The following is a 14270-nucleotide window of genomic DNA, read 5'->3' as shown; positions in this document are numbered from 1 at the left end:
ATCGGGCGTTTTGAGACTGAAACAGGTGTAAATCTATTTCAGGACTAGACAGTTTGAAAACCAGCCCGCGTGTGGCGGGGGAGCTTGCTCCCGTTCGACTGCGCAGCAGTCGCAAGCAAGCTTGCTCGCCACAGGACAGAGCTGCTGCCGATAACGCGAAAGGTCAATAGATCAGGCTGAGGCCGGCCAGGTCCAAGCGTTGCACTTGAAGTTCCTGGGTCAGGGTGGCGAGTGCGCTGTCGAGCATGTCCAGGCGGAAGACACCGCTGACTTCGCGCTCACCCAAGGCCGCGTCGGTCAACACTACCCGCCCGGGGCGGTAACGGTTGAGTTGCTCGATAACCTTGGCCAACGGCTGGCGGTCGAAGATCAACACACCGCGCCGCCAACTGGTGGCGCGATCCACATCAAACTGATCAAGGCTGACCACGCCGTCACTTAGGCTGTAACGCGCAGCCTGGCCTTGCTGCACAACGCGCTCGGCCGGGCCTGTGGTCGGTGAGGCCTGCATAGACACCTCGACGCTGTGCTGCAGCACACCGACCCAGGCCTGGCTCTGGCCCTCACGCTCGACCACAAACCGCGTGCCCAGCGCCCGGGTCTGGCCCCCGGCGCTGTGCACCACGAACGGCCGGGTTTCTTCGCCTTTCATCGGCGCCACATCAAAAACCGCCGAGCCCTGGAGCAGGCTGATACCCCGCTGCACGCCATCGTAATCCAGGCGAATGGCGCTGGCGGAATCCAGCTCCACCCTACTGCCGTCCGCCAGGTGCACCGTGCGCACCTCTCCCTTTTGCGTGACGTAGTCGGCCTGCATGTGCAGCAACACGTCGGGCCCGCGTAGCCAGCCGACGCCGGCCACCACCACGACCAGCGCCACAGCGGCTGCACGTTGCCACGGCCTTCTGCGTTTGGTGCGGCGCACGGGCGGGGTCGGCGCGGCTGGCCGTTGTCGGTGTACGGGCTCGTCCTTATGTACTTCACCCAATGCCGCCCAGGTCTGCTCGGCAAACCGCAGCGCCCCTTCGTGACGGCTGTCGCGGGCGATCCACTGGCGCAACTCGGCCTGCTCCTGTTCGCTCAGGGCACCGGCGTGCAGGCGCACCGCCCATTCGGCAGCCGCCTCGGTAATGCTGTGCTGTTGCGGACCCTGGCTATTCACGTGTGAATCTCGAATTTTCGTTATGTAGACGCTCTGACGTCTGGCCTGGCATTTTTCGGTAATTCATTCGTCGGATGGCGCCACCTCGCCTTCCTGCAAGCGCTGCATCACATAGGCCAACGCCTTGGCCAGATGCTTTTGCACTGAGCTGTCGGAGATAGCCAGGTGCCGGGCGACCTGGGCGTGGGTCATGCCTTCGATACGGTTCAAGCGAAAAATCTGCTGGGTGCGCTCCGGCAGTTCCGCCAGTGCCTGCTTCAATGCCTGTCGCTGTTGCTGCGCCATTGCCTGAGCCTCCAACCCGGCCACGTCATCTTCGATCTCGGCCAGCGCCTCATGGGGCACGGTGTCGGTCTTGCGCCGCGCTTCCTGACGAATATGGTCGATCAGCAGATTGCTTGCCGTTCGATAGAGATAGCCCTGGGAGTTGTCGATGCGCTCACCGGCCGGTTTTTCCGCCAGCCGCAGGAAGCTCTCCTGCACCAGGTCTGCGGCCAATTGCGGGTCCCGTACCTTGCGCGCCAGATACCCGCGCAGGGTATCGGCGTGCTTGAGAAACAGGCCCTTGAGATCCACGTCCGACAAACCGACTCCCTGGAATGTATAGGAAACAGGCGGGCATCTTAAGCGTTGTCGAGAATGATTTTCAATTGATATCTAATCTGATCGGGCCGTAAGAGGTTGTTGATAACAGTTCGATAACCGCACAGATCCGCTGCGATCAATTGACCAAACTAACCAACCAGTACATTTTACCCACATAACCAATAAGAACTGTGGAGATCCCGCTATGCCGCCCATCGTGCTGGTGCTCAACGGCCCCAACCTCAACCTGCTCGGCACCCGCGAGCCGGCCACTTATGGCCATGAAACCCTGGCTGACATCGCCGCCCTGTGTGGCCGCAGCGCCACTGAACTCGGGCTGAAAATCGAGTTTCGCCAGACCAACCACGAAGGCGAACTGCTCGACTGGATCCACGGCGCCCGTAACCGTTGTGCGGGTATCGTGATCAACCCGGCAGCCTGGACCCACACCTCGGTCGCGATCCGCGATGCGCTGGTGGCCAGTGAAGTGCCGGTGATCGAAGTGCATTTATCCAACGTGCACGCGCGCGAAGCGTTTCGTCAGCATTCATTTGTATCGCCCATCGCCAAGGCCGTGCTGGCCGGGTTTGGCAGCCACGGCTACCACCTGGCGCTTGAGCACTTCAGCCAGACACTCAAGGGACGCGCCTGATGAAACCGCGCATTCTCGCCGGCCTGATCGGCGCCGGTATCCAGGCTTCCCGCACCCCTGCCCTGCATGAACTCGAGGGTGACGCCCACGGCCTGCGCTACCTGTATCGCCTGATCGACCTTGAGCCGCTGCACCTGGACCTCGACGCCCTGCCGGAATTACTGCGGGCCGCCGAGCTGATGCACTTCAACGGGTTGAACATTACCTACCCGTGCAAGCAGGCGATCCTGCCCCTGCTTGATGACTTGTCCGACGAGGCCCGGGGCATTGGTGCAGTCAACACCGTGGTGTTCAAGGACGGTAAACGGATCGGCCACAACACCGATTGCCTGGGCTTCGCCGAAGGGTTTCGCCGCAACTTGCATGACGTTGCCCGCCGACACGTGGTGCAGATGGGCGCCGGTGGCGCGGGCGCAGCGGTGGCCCATGCGCTGCTGGCAGAGGGGGTCGAGCACTTGAGCATTTTCGACGTGGACGCCTCCCGCGCCCGCGACCTTGTGGATAACCTCGCGCAGCGCTTCGGCCCTGGTCGTGCCCAGGTCGGCACTGATCTGGAAAATGCGATGGCCGAGGCCGATGGTTTAGTCAATACCACGCCGATGGGCATGACCAAGCTGCCCGGCACACCGGTCCCCGCTGCGTTGTTGCGGGCAGGGTTGTGGGTTGCGGAAATCGTGTATTTCCCGCTGGAAACCGAACTGCTGCGCGACGCCCGCGCATTGGGTTGCCGCACCCTGGATGGCGGCAACATGGCGGTGTTTCAGGCGGTGAAGGCGTTTGAGTTGTTCAGCGGTGAAGTGGCGGATGCAGACAGGATGCTGGCGCACTTCCAGAGCATGAATGGCTGACTGCCGAAACAGAGTTCAAATGTGGGAGGGGCGGTGCGACGATTCGACTTGCCCCCTCCCACATTGGCCCAGCGCTGAACTCAGGCTTGCAGGTAGCGCAACACCGACTCGCAGATCATCTCCCGGTGCCGGTGCTTGATCGCCTCATCCGACAGTTCGATCTGGAATATCTCGCTGAAGGTATGCCGGTTGGAGACCCGGTAAAAGCTAAACGAATTGATCAACAGGTGCACGTCCAACGGCTCCAGCCCTTCGCGAAACAACCCCAGTTCGGCGCCACGGCGCAAGGTCTCGCCCAGCCCTTCGAGGATCTTGCTGTTCATCGCCTTGATGGTCTCGGTGCGTTTGACGTACTCGGCGTTGTGGATATTTTCGATGCTGACGATGCGCACGAAATCCACGTTCTGGTCATGGTGATCGAAGGTGAATTCCACCAGCCGGCGAATCGCCTCACGCGGCTCCAGGGCCGTGAGGTTCATGCGGGTTTCAGTGTTGCGGATATCGCCGTAGAGCTTCTCCAATACCTCGACGTATAACTGCTCTTTACTGCCGAAGTAGTAATAGATCATGCGCTTGGAGGTGTGGATGCGCTCGGCGATGGCGTCCACGCGAGCGCCGGCCAGGCCCTGTTGAACAAACTCGACAATGGCTTCCTGGAGAATATTCTCGCGGGTCTTTTCCGGATTGTTCTTGCGACTCTTGCGCGGTGCGTCAGCTACCGCGGGGAGATCGGGACTCGGGGTCATGGTGCGCTCACGGCCATTGTTTGCAAGCGCTGATTATGGGCCGCGGCGCTTCCCGAAGGAAGCACCTGCCTGCGGTTATAGCCGGGCCTGGCGTACCGCCCCACTGCGCGACTTGGCCATCGCCGCCAGACGCACCGCTACGTTGGCCGCGCCGTAGCCGGCATAGCCGTTCTTGCGCTGGATGATCTCGAAGAAAAACCGCCCTTCGAACGCCTCGGTGTACACATGAAACAACTCACCGCCCTGGGCGTCGCGATCGTACAGCACGTTGTAATACGCCAGCTCACTGAGGAACTCATCGTCGAAATCGAAGCGCGCCGCCAGGTCGTCGTAATAGTTGAGTGGAATATCCAACAACGGCACGCCGGCCTCTTTGGCCCGGCGCACCTCGGCGAAAATATCCGCACAATCGAAGGCAATATGGTGCACGCCCGAACCGCGATAGCTGGAAAGCGCGTGGGAAATCGCCGTATTGCGGTTTTCGGAGATGTTCAGCGGCAGGCGAATCGAACTGCAACGGCTGCGCAACGCACGGCTCTTCACCAAGCCGTAGGGGTCGGGCAGCACCACTTCGTCATCGGCTTCGAAATCCAGCAGGCTTTTGTAGAACAGCACCCAACTGTCGAGGCTGTCCGCCGGCAGCGCCATGGCCATATGATCGATGCGCAACAAGCCACCGCTGGCGGGTGTGGCCACTTGCAGGTTGAAATCGGTATCGTACAGCCCGCCTTCGCTGGGGTCCACCAGGTAGATCAGGCTGCCGTCCGGCGCACGCACCGCGGCCAATTCCAGCTCGTTGGGGCCGACCAGGCCGCGATAAGGCTGGCCCTTGTAGGCCACCGCACGCTCCAGGGCCTTGGCGCTGTCCTTGACCCGAATCGCGGTGGCGCACAGCGATGGGCCATGGGCCTCGAAAAAGTTGTGGGCGAAAGAATAGGGTTCGCAGTTGAGGATCAGGTTGATGTCACCCTGGCGCAACAGGCTCACATTCTTCGAGCGATGCTGACCGGCCTTGGCGAAACCCAGGCGCTCCAGCCAGTGGGTCAGTTTGGCGCCGAGGCTTTCATCCACGGCAAATTCAAGAAACTCGATACCGTCATATTCGCTGGCCGCCGGGGTTTCAAACAGTATGTCCACGGGCGCAGCGGGGGCTTGTTCAGCCAGGCGATGGCGGGTTTTTTCTTCCAGGTATAACAGTGACCGCAAGCCATCCGCCGCATTCGCCCGAGTCGGCGCGGCGCGGAAACCGTCGTTGAAAATTTCCAGGGACAACGGCCCGGTGTAGCCACTCTGGATGATCGGCGCGAGAAAGCCCGCCAGGTCGAACTCGCCCTGCCCCGGGAAGCAGCGGAAATGCCGGCTCCACTCCAGCACATCCATGGCCAGGATCGGCGCGTCGGCCATTTGCACAAAGAAAATCTTGTCGCCGGGGATCTGCGCAATGGCGCTGGGGTCGCCCTTGAGCGACAAGGTGTGGAAGCTGTCGAGCAACACGCCCAGGCTTGGGTGATCGACCTGGCGCACCAGGTTCCACACCTGCTGCCAGGTGTTCACATGCTTGCCCCAGGCCAATGCTTCATAGCCGATGCGCAGGCCACGCTTGCCCGCGTGCTCGGCCAGCAGGCTCAAGTCATCGAGCAGAATACGTTCGTCGCCCACGCTGTCGGCCGAGGCATTGCTGCACACCAATACCAGGTCGGTGCCCAGTTCCTGCATCAAGTCAAACTTGCGCTCGGCGCGCTCCAGGTTGCGCGCCAGGCGGTCGCGGCGGCATCCTTCGAAGTCGCGAAACGGTTGGAACAAGGTGATGGCAATGCCCAGGTCGGCGCACATCTGCCTGACTTCCCGGGGGCTGCCGTCGTAATACAACAAATCGTTCTCGAAGATTTCCACCCCATCAAACCCGGCGGCGGCAATAGCCTCAAGCTTTTCCGGCAGGGTGCCGCTCAAGGACACAGTGGCAATAGAACGTTGCATGGAAGACTCCCGGCAATTGTTGTTTGTGGCAAATTATTCGCCCCCAGCCTACAGGCAGCAATTAAAATGTACGAACCGGTTAGTTTTTGGTGCGATTATCGAACACTATGCCCGTTTGGCGAATTGACGACTTTTTAACCACTGCGCACCATCGACCGGGCAATTCGTTCACGTAACAAAGACCCAGAACACACCATAAGAATTTCAAAAAAACGGGTACGACCTCATGCCTCTGCAAAATCCAGCCCTGGCCACGCGCCCGGGCAACCCGCACGCCGGCATCGGCGACAAGATCCGCGGTGCCCTGGCCGTGGGTAAAACGCGCTGGGGCATGCTGGCCCTGGTGTTTTTTGCCACCACCCTGAATTACATCGACCGCGCCGCCCTGGGCGTGATGCAACCGATCCTGGCCAAAGAAATGAGCTGGACGGCGATGGACTACGCCAACATCAACTTCTGGTTCCAGGTCGGCTACGCCATCGGCTTTGTGCTGCAAGGCCGCCTGATCGACCGCGTAGGCGTCAAGCGCGTGTTCTTCTGCGCCGTGCTGCTGTGGAGCCTGGCCACCGGCGCCCACGGTCTGGCCACTTCGGCGGTGGGCTTTATGGTCTGCCGATTTATCCTCGGCCTGACCGAAGCCGCCAACTACCCCGCCTGCGTCAAGACCACACGTTTGTGGTTCCCGGCGGGTGAACGTGCGGTGGCCACCGGCATCTTCAACGCCGGCACCAACGTCGGCGCGATGATGACACCGATGCTGCTGCCGTTGATCCTGCACGTGTGGGGCTGGCAGGCGGCGTTCCTGTGCATGTCGGCACTCGGCGCGATCTGGCTGGTGTTCTGGGGGTTAAAGTACTACAACCCGGAAGACCACCCAAGCGTTAAACAATCGGAACTGGACTACGTGCAACAGGAAGTCGAGCCCGAACAGCCCCGCGTGCCGTTCAGCCGCATCCTGCGTATGCGTGGCACCTGGGCCTTCGCCATCGCCTACGCGCTGACTGCGCCGGTGTTCTGGTTCTACCTGTACTGGCTGCCGCCGTTTTTGAACCAGCAATACAACCTGGGCATCAACGTGACGCAGATGGGCATTCCGCTGATCATCATTTACCTGACCGCCGACTTCGGCAGCGTGGGAGGCGGGATTCTGTCGTCATTCCTGATCGGCCGCGGGATGAACTCGATCAAGGCGCGGCTCTTGTCGATGCTGCTGTTCGCCTGCTGCATAGTCGGTGTGATCATGGCGGCCGGCTCCAGCCAGCTGTGGGTCGCGGTGTTCGCCATCTCCCTGGCCATCGGCGCCCACCAGGCCTGGACCGCCAACATCTGGAGCCTGGTGATGGACTACACGCCCAAGCACATGATGAGCACGGTGTTCGGCTTCGGCGGCATGTGCGCGGCCATCGGCGGCATGTTCATGACCCAGATCGTCGGCCATATCCTCACGGTGACCAACAACAACTACACAGTGTTATTCACCCTGATCCCGGCGATGTACTTCATTGCGCTGACCTGGATGTACTTCATGGCACCGCGCAAGATTCCTACCGTCGACCTTTGACCTACCTGCGCCGCTGCTGCCAGGCAGCGGCCAACCCGCTCATGCAGATCACCCCGATACCCACCACCGTGGTTGTATCGGGGGTATGGCTGAACACCAGCCAGCCCAACAACCCCGCAAACACAATCTGGCAATAGCCAAACGGCGCCAGCAAGGCCGGCGCCGCAAAGCGGAACGCCTGGGTGAGCATCAGGTGTGCGGTCATCCCGCAGGTCCCCAGTGCCAACATCAACACGCCGTGCCACAAGGTCGGCACCTGCCAGAAGAACGGCACCATGGCGCTCATGACCAAGGTATTGCACAGCCCGGCGAAGAAGTTGCTGGTGGTCGGCGTATCGAACTTACTGAGGATGCGCGTGAGCAGTTGGTAAAAACAGAAGAACATCGCCGAACACAACGGCAACAGCACCGCTGGCGTGAACAGTTCGCCGCCGGGATGGATGATGACCAGCACCCCGATAAAGCCGCAGATCACCGCCAGCCATTGGCCGCGTGTCACGTGTTCGCCCAACAGCGGCACCGACAGCGCTGTCACCAGGATCGGCGCGAGGAAGTTCACCGCCGTGGCCTCGGCCAATGGGATGTAGTGCAATGCGGCGGTGAAAAACAGGCTGGTGCCCAACAGGCACAAGGCACGTACCACCTGCATACCCGGGCGCTTGCTGCGCAGCACGCGCAAGCCTGATTGCGGCAGGAAGATCCCGGCCATCAGCAGGGTGTGCACCAGGTAGCGCGCCCACACCACCATCACAATGGGGTAGAACCCGGCCAGGTATTTGGACAAGGCGTCGTGGCTGGAGAACAGGAACGTCGCCACCACAATCAGCAGGATGCCTTTGAAGGGATGGTTGACGCCTGAGAGGGGGGTACTGACAGTCATGGAATTCTCTTGCTGGCGGGCTGAACGCGATGGTACTCAACCCGGTAATCTAGCAGCCGGGCCAGCGCCTGCTCCAAGAGCATAACCAAACAGCGGGCGAACAGCGCACTAAATCACTGGAATCGAGTCCAACCCTGCACGCTCGCCCAGGCGTTGCACACTTTTTAATCAAGGCCTTGCCGCTATGAAAAAAATCCTGTTTGTTCTGTCTGCCCTCGCCCTGCTTACCGCCTGCGATAAAGCCAAGGAAGCCCCCAAGCCCGCGCCGCCGTCTGTACAGGCGACCCTGGTGCCGCAAACGCCGCCCACCGATCAATGGGTCGGCAAATGGATCGGCGTCGAAGGCTTGCACCTGACCATCGCCAAGGACGACAGCATCGGCCGCGGCCACTACCTTCTGACCATGCAATACGGCCTCGACGCCGACGATGCCGGCACCTTCAAAGGTGAAGCGAACGAAGATGGCATCGCCTTCACCCGCCCCGACGGCCCGCAGCTGTTGCGCGCCGGAGACGGCGCCGCCACCGGCCTGAAATGGCTGGCGGATAAAAAAGACTGCCTGATCGTGACCACCGGCGAAGGCTATTGCCGTTAATACCGACCATAATCAATCACGGTTAGCACACAGAGGAATGCTCCCATGCTATGGAAAAAAGGCCGACGCAGCGACAACGTGGTGGATGCCCGCGATGACAGTGGCGGCGGCGGTGGCGGTATGCGCTTTGGCGGCGGCAAGGGCCTGAGCCTGACGGCCATTGTGCTGGTCGTAGGTATTGGCTGGCTGACCGGGCAAGACCCGATGCAGATCCTCGGCCAGTTGACGGGGCAGATGGAGCAGGCGCCGTCGGTGAGTTCGCAATCGCGCCAGGCGCCACCGGCCAATGATGAGCACGCCGACTTTGTGCGGGCGGTGTTGGGTGATACCGAAGACACCTGGGGCCAGGTGTTCCAGGAAAACGGCCTGGCCTACAAGAACCCCAAGCTGGTGCTGTTCCGTGGCCGGGTGAACTCCGCCTGCGGTGGCGCCACCTCGGCCAGCGGCCCGTTCTATTGCCCGGCTGACCAGCAGGTCTACCTGGACCTGGATTTCTTCCGCGAAATGTCGCAACGCTTCCAGGCCGCCGGCGATTTCGCCCAGGCCTACGTGATCGCCCACGAAGTCGGGCATCACGTGCAAACCCTGCTCGGCATCTCGTCCAAGATCCAGGCGGCGCGCCAACAGGGTCGGCAGATGGAAGGCGATGGCGGCCTGCTGGTACGCCAGGAGCTGCAAGCCGACTGCTTTGCCGGGGTGTGGGCCAATCGGGCGCAAAAACGCCTGAACTGGCTGGAGCCCGGCGATATCGAAGAAGCCCTGAATGCAGCCAACGCCATTGGCGATGACCGCTTGCAGCAACAGGGCCAAGGGCGCGTGGTGCCGGACTCGTTTACCCACGGCACCTCCGCGCAACGGGTACGCTGGTTCAAGACCGGCTTCGCACAGGGCCAGATCACTCAATGCGATACCTTCGCGGCCAAGAGTCTCTAAATGATCAAACGATTGGGGTTGCTGCTGGGTGTGTTCGTGTCCTGCTGCACCCTGGCGGCTGAACACGGCGTCAAGGTGGTCAGCCCCGATCGCTTTCATCTGGAGGCCGGCGACCTCAGCCTCGGCGTAAGCCAGGACTGGCGCCAGCCGCTGCCCAAAGTCACACGTGCGCTGATCATCGTGCATGGCCGCCTGCGCAATGCGCAGACCTATCTGCAAAGCGGTATCGACGCCGCCACCCATGCCGGGGTTGGCGGCACTACGCTGGTGATCGCGCCGCAGTTTCTGAATCAATCGGACGTGAAGCGTAACCACCTGGGCAATCAGGTATTGCGTTGGAAGGGCAACGACTGGATGGCTGGCGAAGCTTCCACCACGCCTGGGCAGGTCAGTTCTTATGGCGCTCTGGACCAGATCATCAAGCACCTGGGCAACCGCAAGCTGTTCCCGGCGCTGAAGGAAATCGTGATCGCCGGGCATTCCGGTGGCGGCCAGGTCGTCCAACGCTTCGCCCTCACCGGCCATGAACACCCGTTGCTGCAAACCGAAGGCATCAGCCTGCGGTACGTGGTGGCCAACCCATCGTCCTACGCCTACTTCAGCCCGCAGCGGCCGGTGCCGTTCGATACGGCCAGTTGCCCAAGCTTCAACGACTGGAAATACGGCATGCAAAAACTGCCCGATTACGTGGGTGACCGAGGCGCCCAGCAACTGGAAAAAGCCTACGTCTCACGCGACATCACTTACCTGTTGGGCCAGCAGGACACCGACCCCAACCACCCGGCACTGGATAAAAGCTGCGAGGCCGAAGCCCAGGGTGCGTATCGACTGATTCGTGGGCACAACTACTTTGGCTACCTCAAACTGCGCCATCCGCAGTTGAGTCACAAGCTGGTGGAAGTGCCAGGGGTGGGGCATGACGGGGATAAGATGTTTACCTCGCCAGAGGGAGAAAAGGTGCTGTTCACGCAGTAATCACTGACGAAACCCAATAAAAATGTGGGAGCTGGCTTGCCTGCGATGACGGACTGTCAGTTGACAGAGTGTCAGCTGACCCACCGCTATCGCAGGCAAGCCAGCTCCCACATTTGATCTCCGTCGCCTGGGTTAGATCATTCGGCGCAGCGCCGCACAATCCTCGGCATGCCAATCCGCCAACTCCGGCCACGGGTTATCCGGCAAGTTCACCAACACCGTCCTGGCCCCCGCCGCCCGGCCACAATCCAGGTCAAAGCGATAATCCCCCACCATCACCATCTCGCTCGGCGCTACCCCCCAGGCCGCAGCCAGTTTCAACAGGCCACCCGGATCAGGCTTGTGCGGCGCGTCATCCCGCCCCAGCACATCCTCAATGGCAAAGCAGTCCGCCAAGCCAATCGCTTGCAGTGTGATATGGGCCAATTCCCGCGCATTACGCGTCAGGATGCCCAGGCGATAACCACGCCCGGCCAATTCCCTTACCAACTCAACGGCACCTTCGGCCGCGACCGAACCCAGCGCCAACTCGCGCTCATGCTCCAGCAACCAGGCATGTTTGGCTGCCGCAACATCCGCCGGCAATGCAGCCAGGTGCGTGAGGATGTCGTCCTCAGGCGCAATCTCCAACGCCACGCGAATGGCGGCAAAGTCATGCACTGCCACCGTCAGCGTGCCGTCCATGTCGAACACCCAATGTTTAACGTCTGACAGGCTCATGCCCAGTCCTTGCGATGGCGGATCAAGCCTTCCTGGGTCACCGATGCCACCAGTTGCCCGGCGCGGTTGTACACGCTGCCGCGGGAGAAACCCCGGGAGTTGCCGGCCCATGGGCTGTCCATGGCATACAGCAACCAGTCATCGGCACGCAGGTCGGCGTGGAACCACAGCGCATGGTCGAGGCTGGCCACCTGCATGTCTTTCTGCCACACGGTCTTGCCATGGGGCAGCAACGAGGTGGTCAGCAAGCCGAAGTCCGAGGCATAGGCCAGCAGGTACTTATGCAGCGCCGGCGAATCCGCCAGGGCGCCGTCGGCACGAAACCACACGTACTTGACCGGGTCGGACGGCTGCGGGTTGAACGGGTCTTTTTCGGTGACCGGGCGCACTTCGATGGGCTTGGGGCACAGCAGCTTGTCGCGCATGTGCTCGGGGATCAGGTGCGCACGCTGTTGGGTCAGCTCCAGCTCCGACGGCAGATTCTCCGGGCCCACCACCACCGGCATGGTGGTCTGGTGCTCGAAGCCAGCTTCGTCGTACTGGAACGAGGTGGTACAGGTGAAGATCGGATGGCCCTTTTGAATCGCGGTGACACGGCGCGTGCTGAAGCTGCCGCCATCGCGCACGCGGTCCACCGAATACACCACCGGCAACGCGGCATCGCCAGGGCGCAGGAAATAACCGTGCAGGGAATGCACATGCCGCGCTTCTTCTACGGTCTGGCTGGCCGCCGACAACGACTGGCCGAGCACCTGGCCGCCGAACAACTGGCGAAAGCCCAGGTCCTGGCTGCGGCCGCGAAAGAGGTTCTCCTCGATCGGCTCCAGGGTCAGCAAGTCCACCAGATCTTCCAATACTTGGCTCATAGAGCAACTCCTACAATCAATAGGGCATTCCGGGCTGCTTATCCGTGCAGCGTGTCCAACCATTGGGCGCGGGTGATGCGGTACAAAACATGCGGGCGCAGCGGGTCATCGGCTGCGACTTTGGGGTGTTCGAAATCTGCCTGCGGATCGTAATGCATACCGATGGCCTGCATGACTTTTTGTGAGGGCAGATTGGCTTCGGTGGTAAAGGCGACGACTTCGTCCAGCTGCAAGCGATCAAAGCCACAGCGCAATGCCGTCCAGGCCGCCTCACTGGCATAGCCCAGGCCCCAATGCTCACGGGCCAGGCGCCAACCAATCTCCACCGCCGGGGTGAAGCCCGCTTCGAAGCTGACATTCGCAAGGCCCGTCACGCCGATAAATTCACCGGTGTCTTTGCGCTGCAACGCCCAGAAACCAAAGCCATATTCAGCGAAATGCCCGCGAATCCGACCGATCAGCGCGGCGCTTTCCAAATGGCTCAATTTAGCCGGAAAGTAGCGCATCACCTGCGAGTCAGCGCACATGCGCGCAAATTCCGGCAGGTCGCTGTCGCGCCATTGACGCAGCACCAGCCGTGCACTTTCCAATTCCAGTATCGGCTCCATGGGTCCCCCTGCCTTGCCATGTGCGTGAGTGTACAGCGCTGTTAAGATCCTTCGCAGGTTCCCGTCAGAAAATCCCATGCCCTTGCCATTGATCTACCACGAAGACTACAGCCCTGAGTTCCCGGCGGACCACCGCTTCCCCATGGACAAGTTTCGCCTATTGCGTGACCACCTGGTGGACAGTGGCCTGACCCAGGACAGCCAATTGCTGCGCCCGCAGCTGTGCCCGGCAGACATCCTGGCCCTGGCCCATGAACCTGGGTATATCGAACGCTACATGGGCGGCGAACTGTCTCGCGAAGACCAGCGCCGCCTCGGCCTGCCCTGGAGCGAAGCCCTGGCGAGGCGCACTGTGCGTGCGGTGGGTGGCTCGATACTGGCGGCTGAACAGGCCCTCGAACATGGCCTGGCCTGCCATTTGGCCGGTGGTACCCACCATGCCCATTACGATTATCCGGCGGGATTCTGCATTTTCAACGACCTGGCAGTGATCAGCCGCTATCTGCTGGCCAGCGGCCGGGTCAATCGCGTGCTGATCTTCGATTGCGACGTGCACCAGGGCGATGGCACTGCACGCATCCTCCACGACACACCGGAGGCCATCACCGTGTCGCTGCACTGCGAAAAGAACTTCCCGGCACGCAAGGCCCAAAGCGACTGGGACATCCCGCTGCCCATGGGCATGGGCGATGCCGACTACCTCAAGGTAGTGGATGACGCGCTCAACTATTTGCTGCCGCTCTACCAGCCCGACCTGGTGCTGTACGACGCCGGCGTGGATGTACACAAGGACGACGCCCTCGGTTACCTCAAGCTGACAGACGCAGGCGTCGCCGCCCGCGATGAGAGCGTGATGCGCCACTGCCTGGGCCGCGACATACCGGTGATGGGCGTGATCGGCGGCGGTTACAGCAAAGACCGCCCCGCCCTCGCCCGCCGCCACGGCATCCTGCACCACAGCGCCCAACGGGTGTGGACGTCATCAGGCTGTCATTGAATTCTGGGTGTTACTCACAATGCCTGTGGAACGGCCTGTGGATAACTTGAGCGTAAGCGGCTGCAAGCGAGTGGCCGCATGGCCTGTAGGAAAGTGTACGTTTTTTGATCAGGCAGCGGCGTCGTGGTCGGGTAGAATGCTCGGCCTATTCACATCACCGTAGCC

15 protein-coding genes are annotated in these 14270 nt (G+C 61.4%); 7 read left to right on the top strand and 8 right to left on the bottom strand.

The genetic code is table 11. The features are described 5' to 3' along the window. Nucleotides 1–163 precede the first annotated feature (163 nt). Both E4O98_RS25465 and E4O98_RS25460 read right to left on the bottom strand, forming a co-directional pair. On the bottom strand, nucleotides 164–1162 hold the full coding sequence (locus tag E4O98_RS25465; protein WP_228309005.1) for a FecR family protein: 999 nt from the start codon (nucleotides 1160–1162) through the stop codon (nucleotides 164–166). Between the two features lie 63 nt (nucleotides 1163–1225). After that, entirely contained in the window at nucleotides 1226–1747 is a 522-nt protein-coding gene (locus E4O98_RS25460; RefSeq protein ID WP_032879370.1) for an RNA polymerase sigma factor, read from the bottom strand. 205 nt (nucleotides 1748–1952) lie between these two features. Here E4O98_RS25460 and aroQ point away from each other — a divergent pair, with 205 nt between their 5' ends. Both aroQ and E4O98_RS25450 read left to right on the top strand, forming a co-directional pair. Then, a complete protein-coding gene (gene aroQ / locus E4O98_RS25455; RefSeq protein ID WP_005791645.1) occupies nucleotides 1953–2399 on the top strand; it encodes a type II 3-dehydroquinate dehydratase in 447 nt (148 codons plus the stop codon). Further along, entirely contained in the window at nucleotides 2396–3247 is an 852-nt protein-coding gene (locus E4O98_RS25450) for a shikimate dehydrogenase (protein ID WP_248136559.1), read from the top strand. The genes aroQ and E4O98_RS25450 overlap by 4 nt, the downstream gene beginning before the upstream one ends. 80 nt (nucleotides 3248–3327) lie before the next feature. Here the strand turns inward: E4O98_RS25450 and E4O98_RS25445 are convergent, their stop codons facing one another. Further along, a complete protein-coding gene (locus E4O98_RS25445; RefSeq protein WP_032879366.1) occupies nucleotides 3328–3993 on the bottom strand; it encodes a TetR/AcrR family transcriptional regulator in 666 nt (221 codons plus the stop codon). A 75-nt stretch (nucleotides 3994–4068) separates the two neighbouring features. Continuing rightward, nucleotides 4069–5970 carry a 3-dehydroshikimate dehydratase QuiC gene (quiC, locus tag E4O98_RS25440; RefSeq protein ID WP_248136555.1) on the bottom strand — a complete coding sequence of 634 codons (1902 nt, stop codon included), beginning with the start codon at nucleotides 5968–5970 and terminating at the stop codon, nucleotides 4069–4071. 226 nt (nucleotides 5971–6196) lie between these two features. Here quiC and E4O98_RS25435 point away from each other — a divergent pair, with 226 nt between their 5' ends. Next, complete coding sequence (locus E4O98_RS25435; RefSeq protein ID WP_032879362.1) at nucleotides 6197–7531, top strand: MFS transporter; 1335 nt, start codon at nucleotides 6197–6199, stop codon at nucleotides 7529–7531. Between the two features lies 1 nt (nucleotide 7532). On the opposite strand, the gene E4O98_RS25430 is transcribed toward E4O98_RS25435, so the two are convergent. Further along, nucleotides 7533–8411 (bottom strand): DMT family transporter, encoded by an 879-nt coding sequence (locus tag E4O98_RS25430; protein WP_148854032.1) that lies wholly within the window; start codon nucleotides 8409–8411, stop codon nucleotides 7533–7535. A gap of 184 nt (nucleotides 8412–8595) precedes the next feature. Between E4O98_RS25430 and E4O98_RS25425 the strand changes: the two genes are divergently transcribed. The 3 genes from E4O98_RS25425 to E4O98_RS25415 are packed head-to-tail and all read left to right on the top strand — an operon-like array spanning nucleotide 8596 to nucleotide 10914. Next, a complete protein-coding gene (locus E4O98_RS25425; RefSeq protein WP_005791651.1) occupies nucleotides 8596–9006 on the top strand; it encodes a membrane lipoprotein lipid attachment site-containing protein in 411 nt (136 codons plus the stop codon). A 45-nt stretch (nucleotides 9007–9051) separates the two neighbouring features. Next, nucleotides 9052–9939 carry a neutral zinc metallopeptidase gene (locus tag E4O98_RS25420; RefSeq protein WP_078822392.1) on the top strand — a complete coding sequence of 296 codons (888 nt, stop codon included), beginning with the start codon at nucleotides 9052–9054 and terminating at the stop codon, nucleotides 9937–9939. Beyond that, the gene (locus E4O98_RS25415) at nucleotides 9940–10914 is read left to right on the top strand and encodes an alpha/beta hydrolase (protein ID WP_248136553.1); all 975 of its coding nucleotides are present in this window, start codon (nucleotides 9940–9942) and stop codon (nucleotides 10912–10914) included. It begins immediately after the preceding gene. Between the two features lie 132 nt (nucleotides 10915–11046). On the opposite strand, the gene E4O98_RS25410 is transcribed toward E4O98_RS25415, so the two are convergent. Genes E4O98_RS25410 through E4O98_RS25400 form a run of 3 tightly spaced genes read right to left on the bottom strand, consistent with a single transcriptional unit; the run spans nucleotide 11047 to nucleotide 13108 of the window. Continuing rightward, complete coding sequence (locus E4O98_RS25410; RefSeq protein ID WP_078822395.1) at nucleotides 11047–11634, bottom strand: HAD family hydrolase; 588 nt, start codon at nucleotides 11632–11634, stop codon at nucleotides 11047–11049. Further along, nucleotides 11631–12500 (bottom strand): acyl-CoA thioesterase II, encoded by an 870-nt coding sequence (gene tesB, locus E4O98_RS25405; protein ID WP_005791655.1) that lies wholly within the window; start codon nucleotides 12498–12500, stop codon nucleotides 11631–11633. The genes E4O98_RS25410 and tesB overlap by 4 nt, the downstream gene beginning before the upstream one ends. A gap of 38 nt (nucleotides 12501–12538) precedes the next feature. Then, on the bottom strand, nucleotides 12539–13108 hold the full coding sequence (locus tag E4O98_RS25400; RefSeq protein WP_248127609.1) for a GNAT family N-acetyltransferase: 570 nt from the start codon (nucleotides 13106–13108) through the stop codon (nucleotides 12539–12541). 76 nt (nucleotides 13109–13184) lie between these two features. On the opposite strand from E4O98_RS25400, the gene E4O98_RS25395 reads away from it, so the two are divergent. After that, a complete protein-coding gene (locus E4O98_RS25395) occupies nucleotides 13185–14105 on the top strand; it encodes a histone deacetylase (RefSeq protein WP_005791657.1) in 921 nt (306 codons plus the stop codon). Nucleotides 14106–14270 lie beyond the last annotated feature (165 nt).

Origin of the sequence: Pseudomonas sp. W2Jun17 (assembly GCF_023127795.1) — a bacterium.
Classification (GTDB): domain Bacteria; phylum Pseudomonadota; class Gammaproteobacteria; order Pseudomonadales; family Pseudomonadaceae; genus Aquipseudomonas; species Aquipseudomonas synxantha_A.
Note: the sequence above shows the minus strand (reverse complement) of the source record. Positions and strands in the feature narration are given on the sequence as shown.

Coding starts and splice junctions, on each gene's coding strand:
- aroQ (WP_005791645.1), top strand. CDS start 1,953: ATGCCGCCCATCGTGCTGGTGCTCAACGGCCCCAACCTCAACCTGCTC.
- E4O98_RS25445 (WP_032879366.1), bottom strand. CDS start 3,993: ATGACCCCGAGTCCCGATCTCCCCGCGGTAGCTGACGCACCGCGCAAG.
- quiC (WP_248136555.1), bottom strand. CDS start 5,970: ATGCAACGTTCTATTGCCACTGTGTCCTTGAGCGGCACCCTGCCGGAA.
- E4O98_RS25435 (WP_032879362.1), top strand. CDS start 6,197: ATGCCTCTGCAAAATCCAGCCCTGGCCACGCGCCCGGGCAACCCGCAC.
- E4O98_RS25430 (WP_148854032.1), bottom strand. CDS start 8,411: ATGACTGTCAGTACCCCCCTCTCAGGCGTCAACCATCCCTTCAAAGGC.
- E4O98_RS25425 (WP_005791651.1), top strand. CDS start 8,596: ATGAAAAAAATCCTGTTTGTTCTGTCTGCCCTCGCCCTGCTTACCGCC.
- E4O98_RS25420 (WP_078822392.1), top strand. CDS start 9,052: ATGCTATGGAAAAAAGGCCGACGCAGCGACAACGTGGTGGATGCCCGC.
- E4O98_RS25415 (WP_248136553.1), top strand. CDS start 9,940: ATGATCAAACGATTGGGGTTGCTGCTGGGTGTGTTCGTGTCCTGCTGC.
- E4O98_RS25410 (WP_078822395.1), bottom strand. CDS start 11,634: ATGAGCCTGTCAGACGTTAAACATTGGGTGTTCGACATGGACGGCACG.
- tesB (WP_005791655.1), bottom strand. CDS start 12,500: ATGAGCCAAGTATTGGAAGATCTGGTGGACTTGCTGACCCTGGAGCCG.
- E4O98_RS25400 (WP_248127609.1), bottom strand. CDS start 13,108: ATGGAGCCGATACTGGAATTGGAAAGTGCACGGCTGGTGCTGCGTCAA.
- E4O98_RS25395 (WP_005791657.1), top strand. CDS start 13,185: ATGCCCTTGCCATTGATCTACCACGAAGACTACAGCCCTGAGTTCCCG.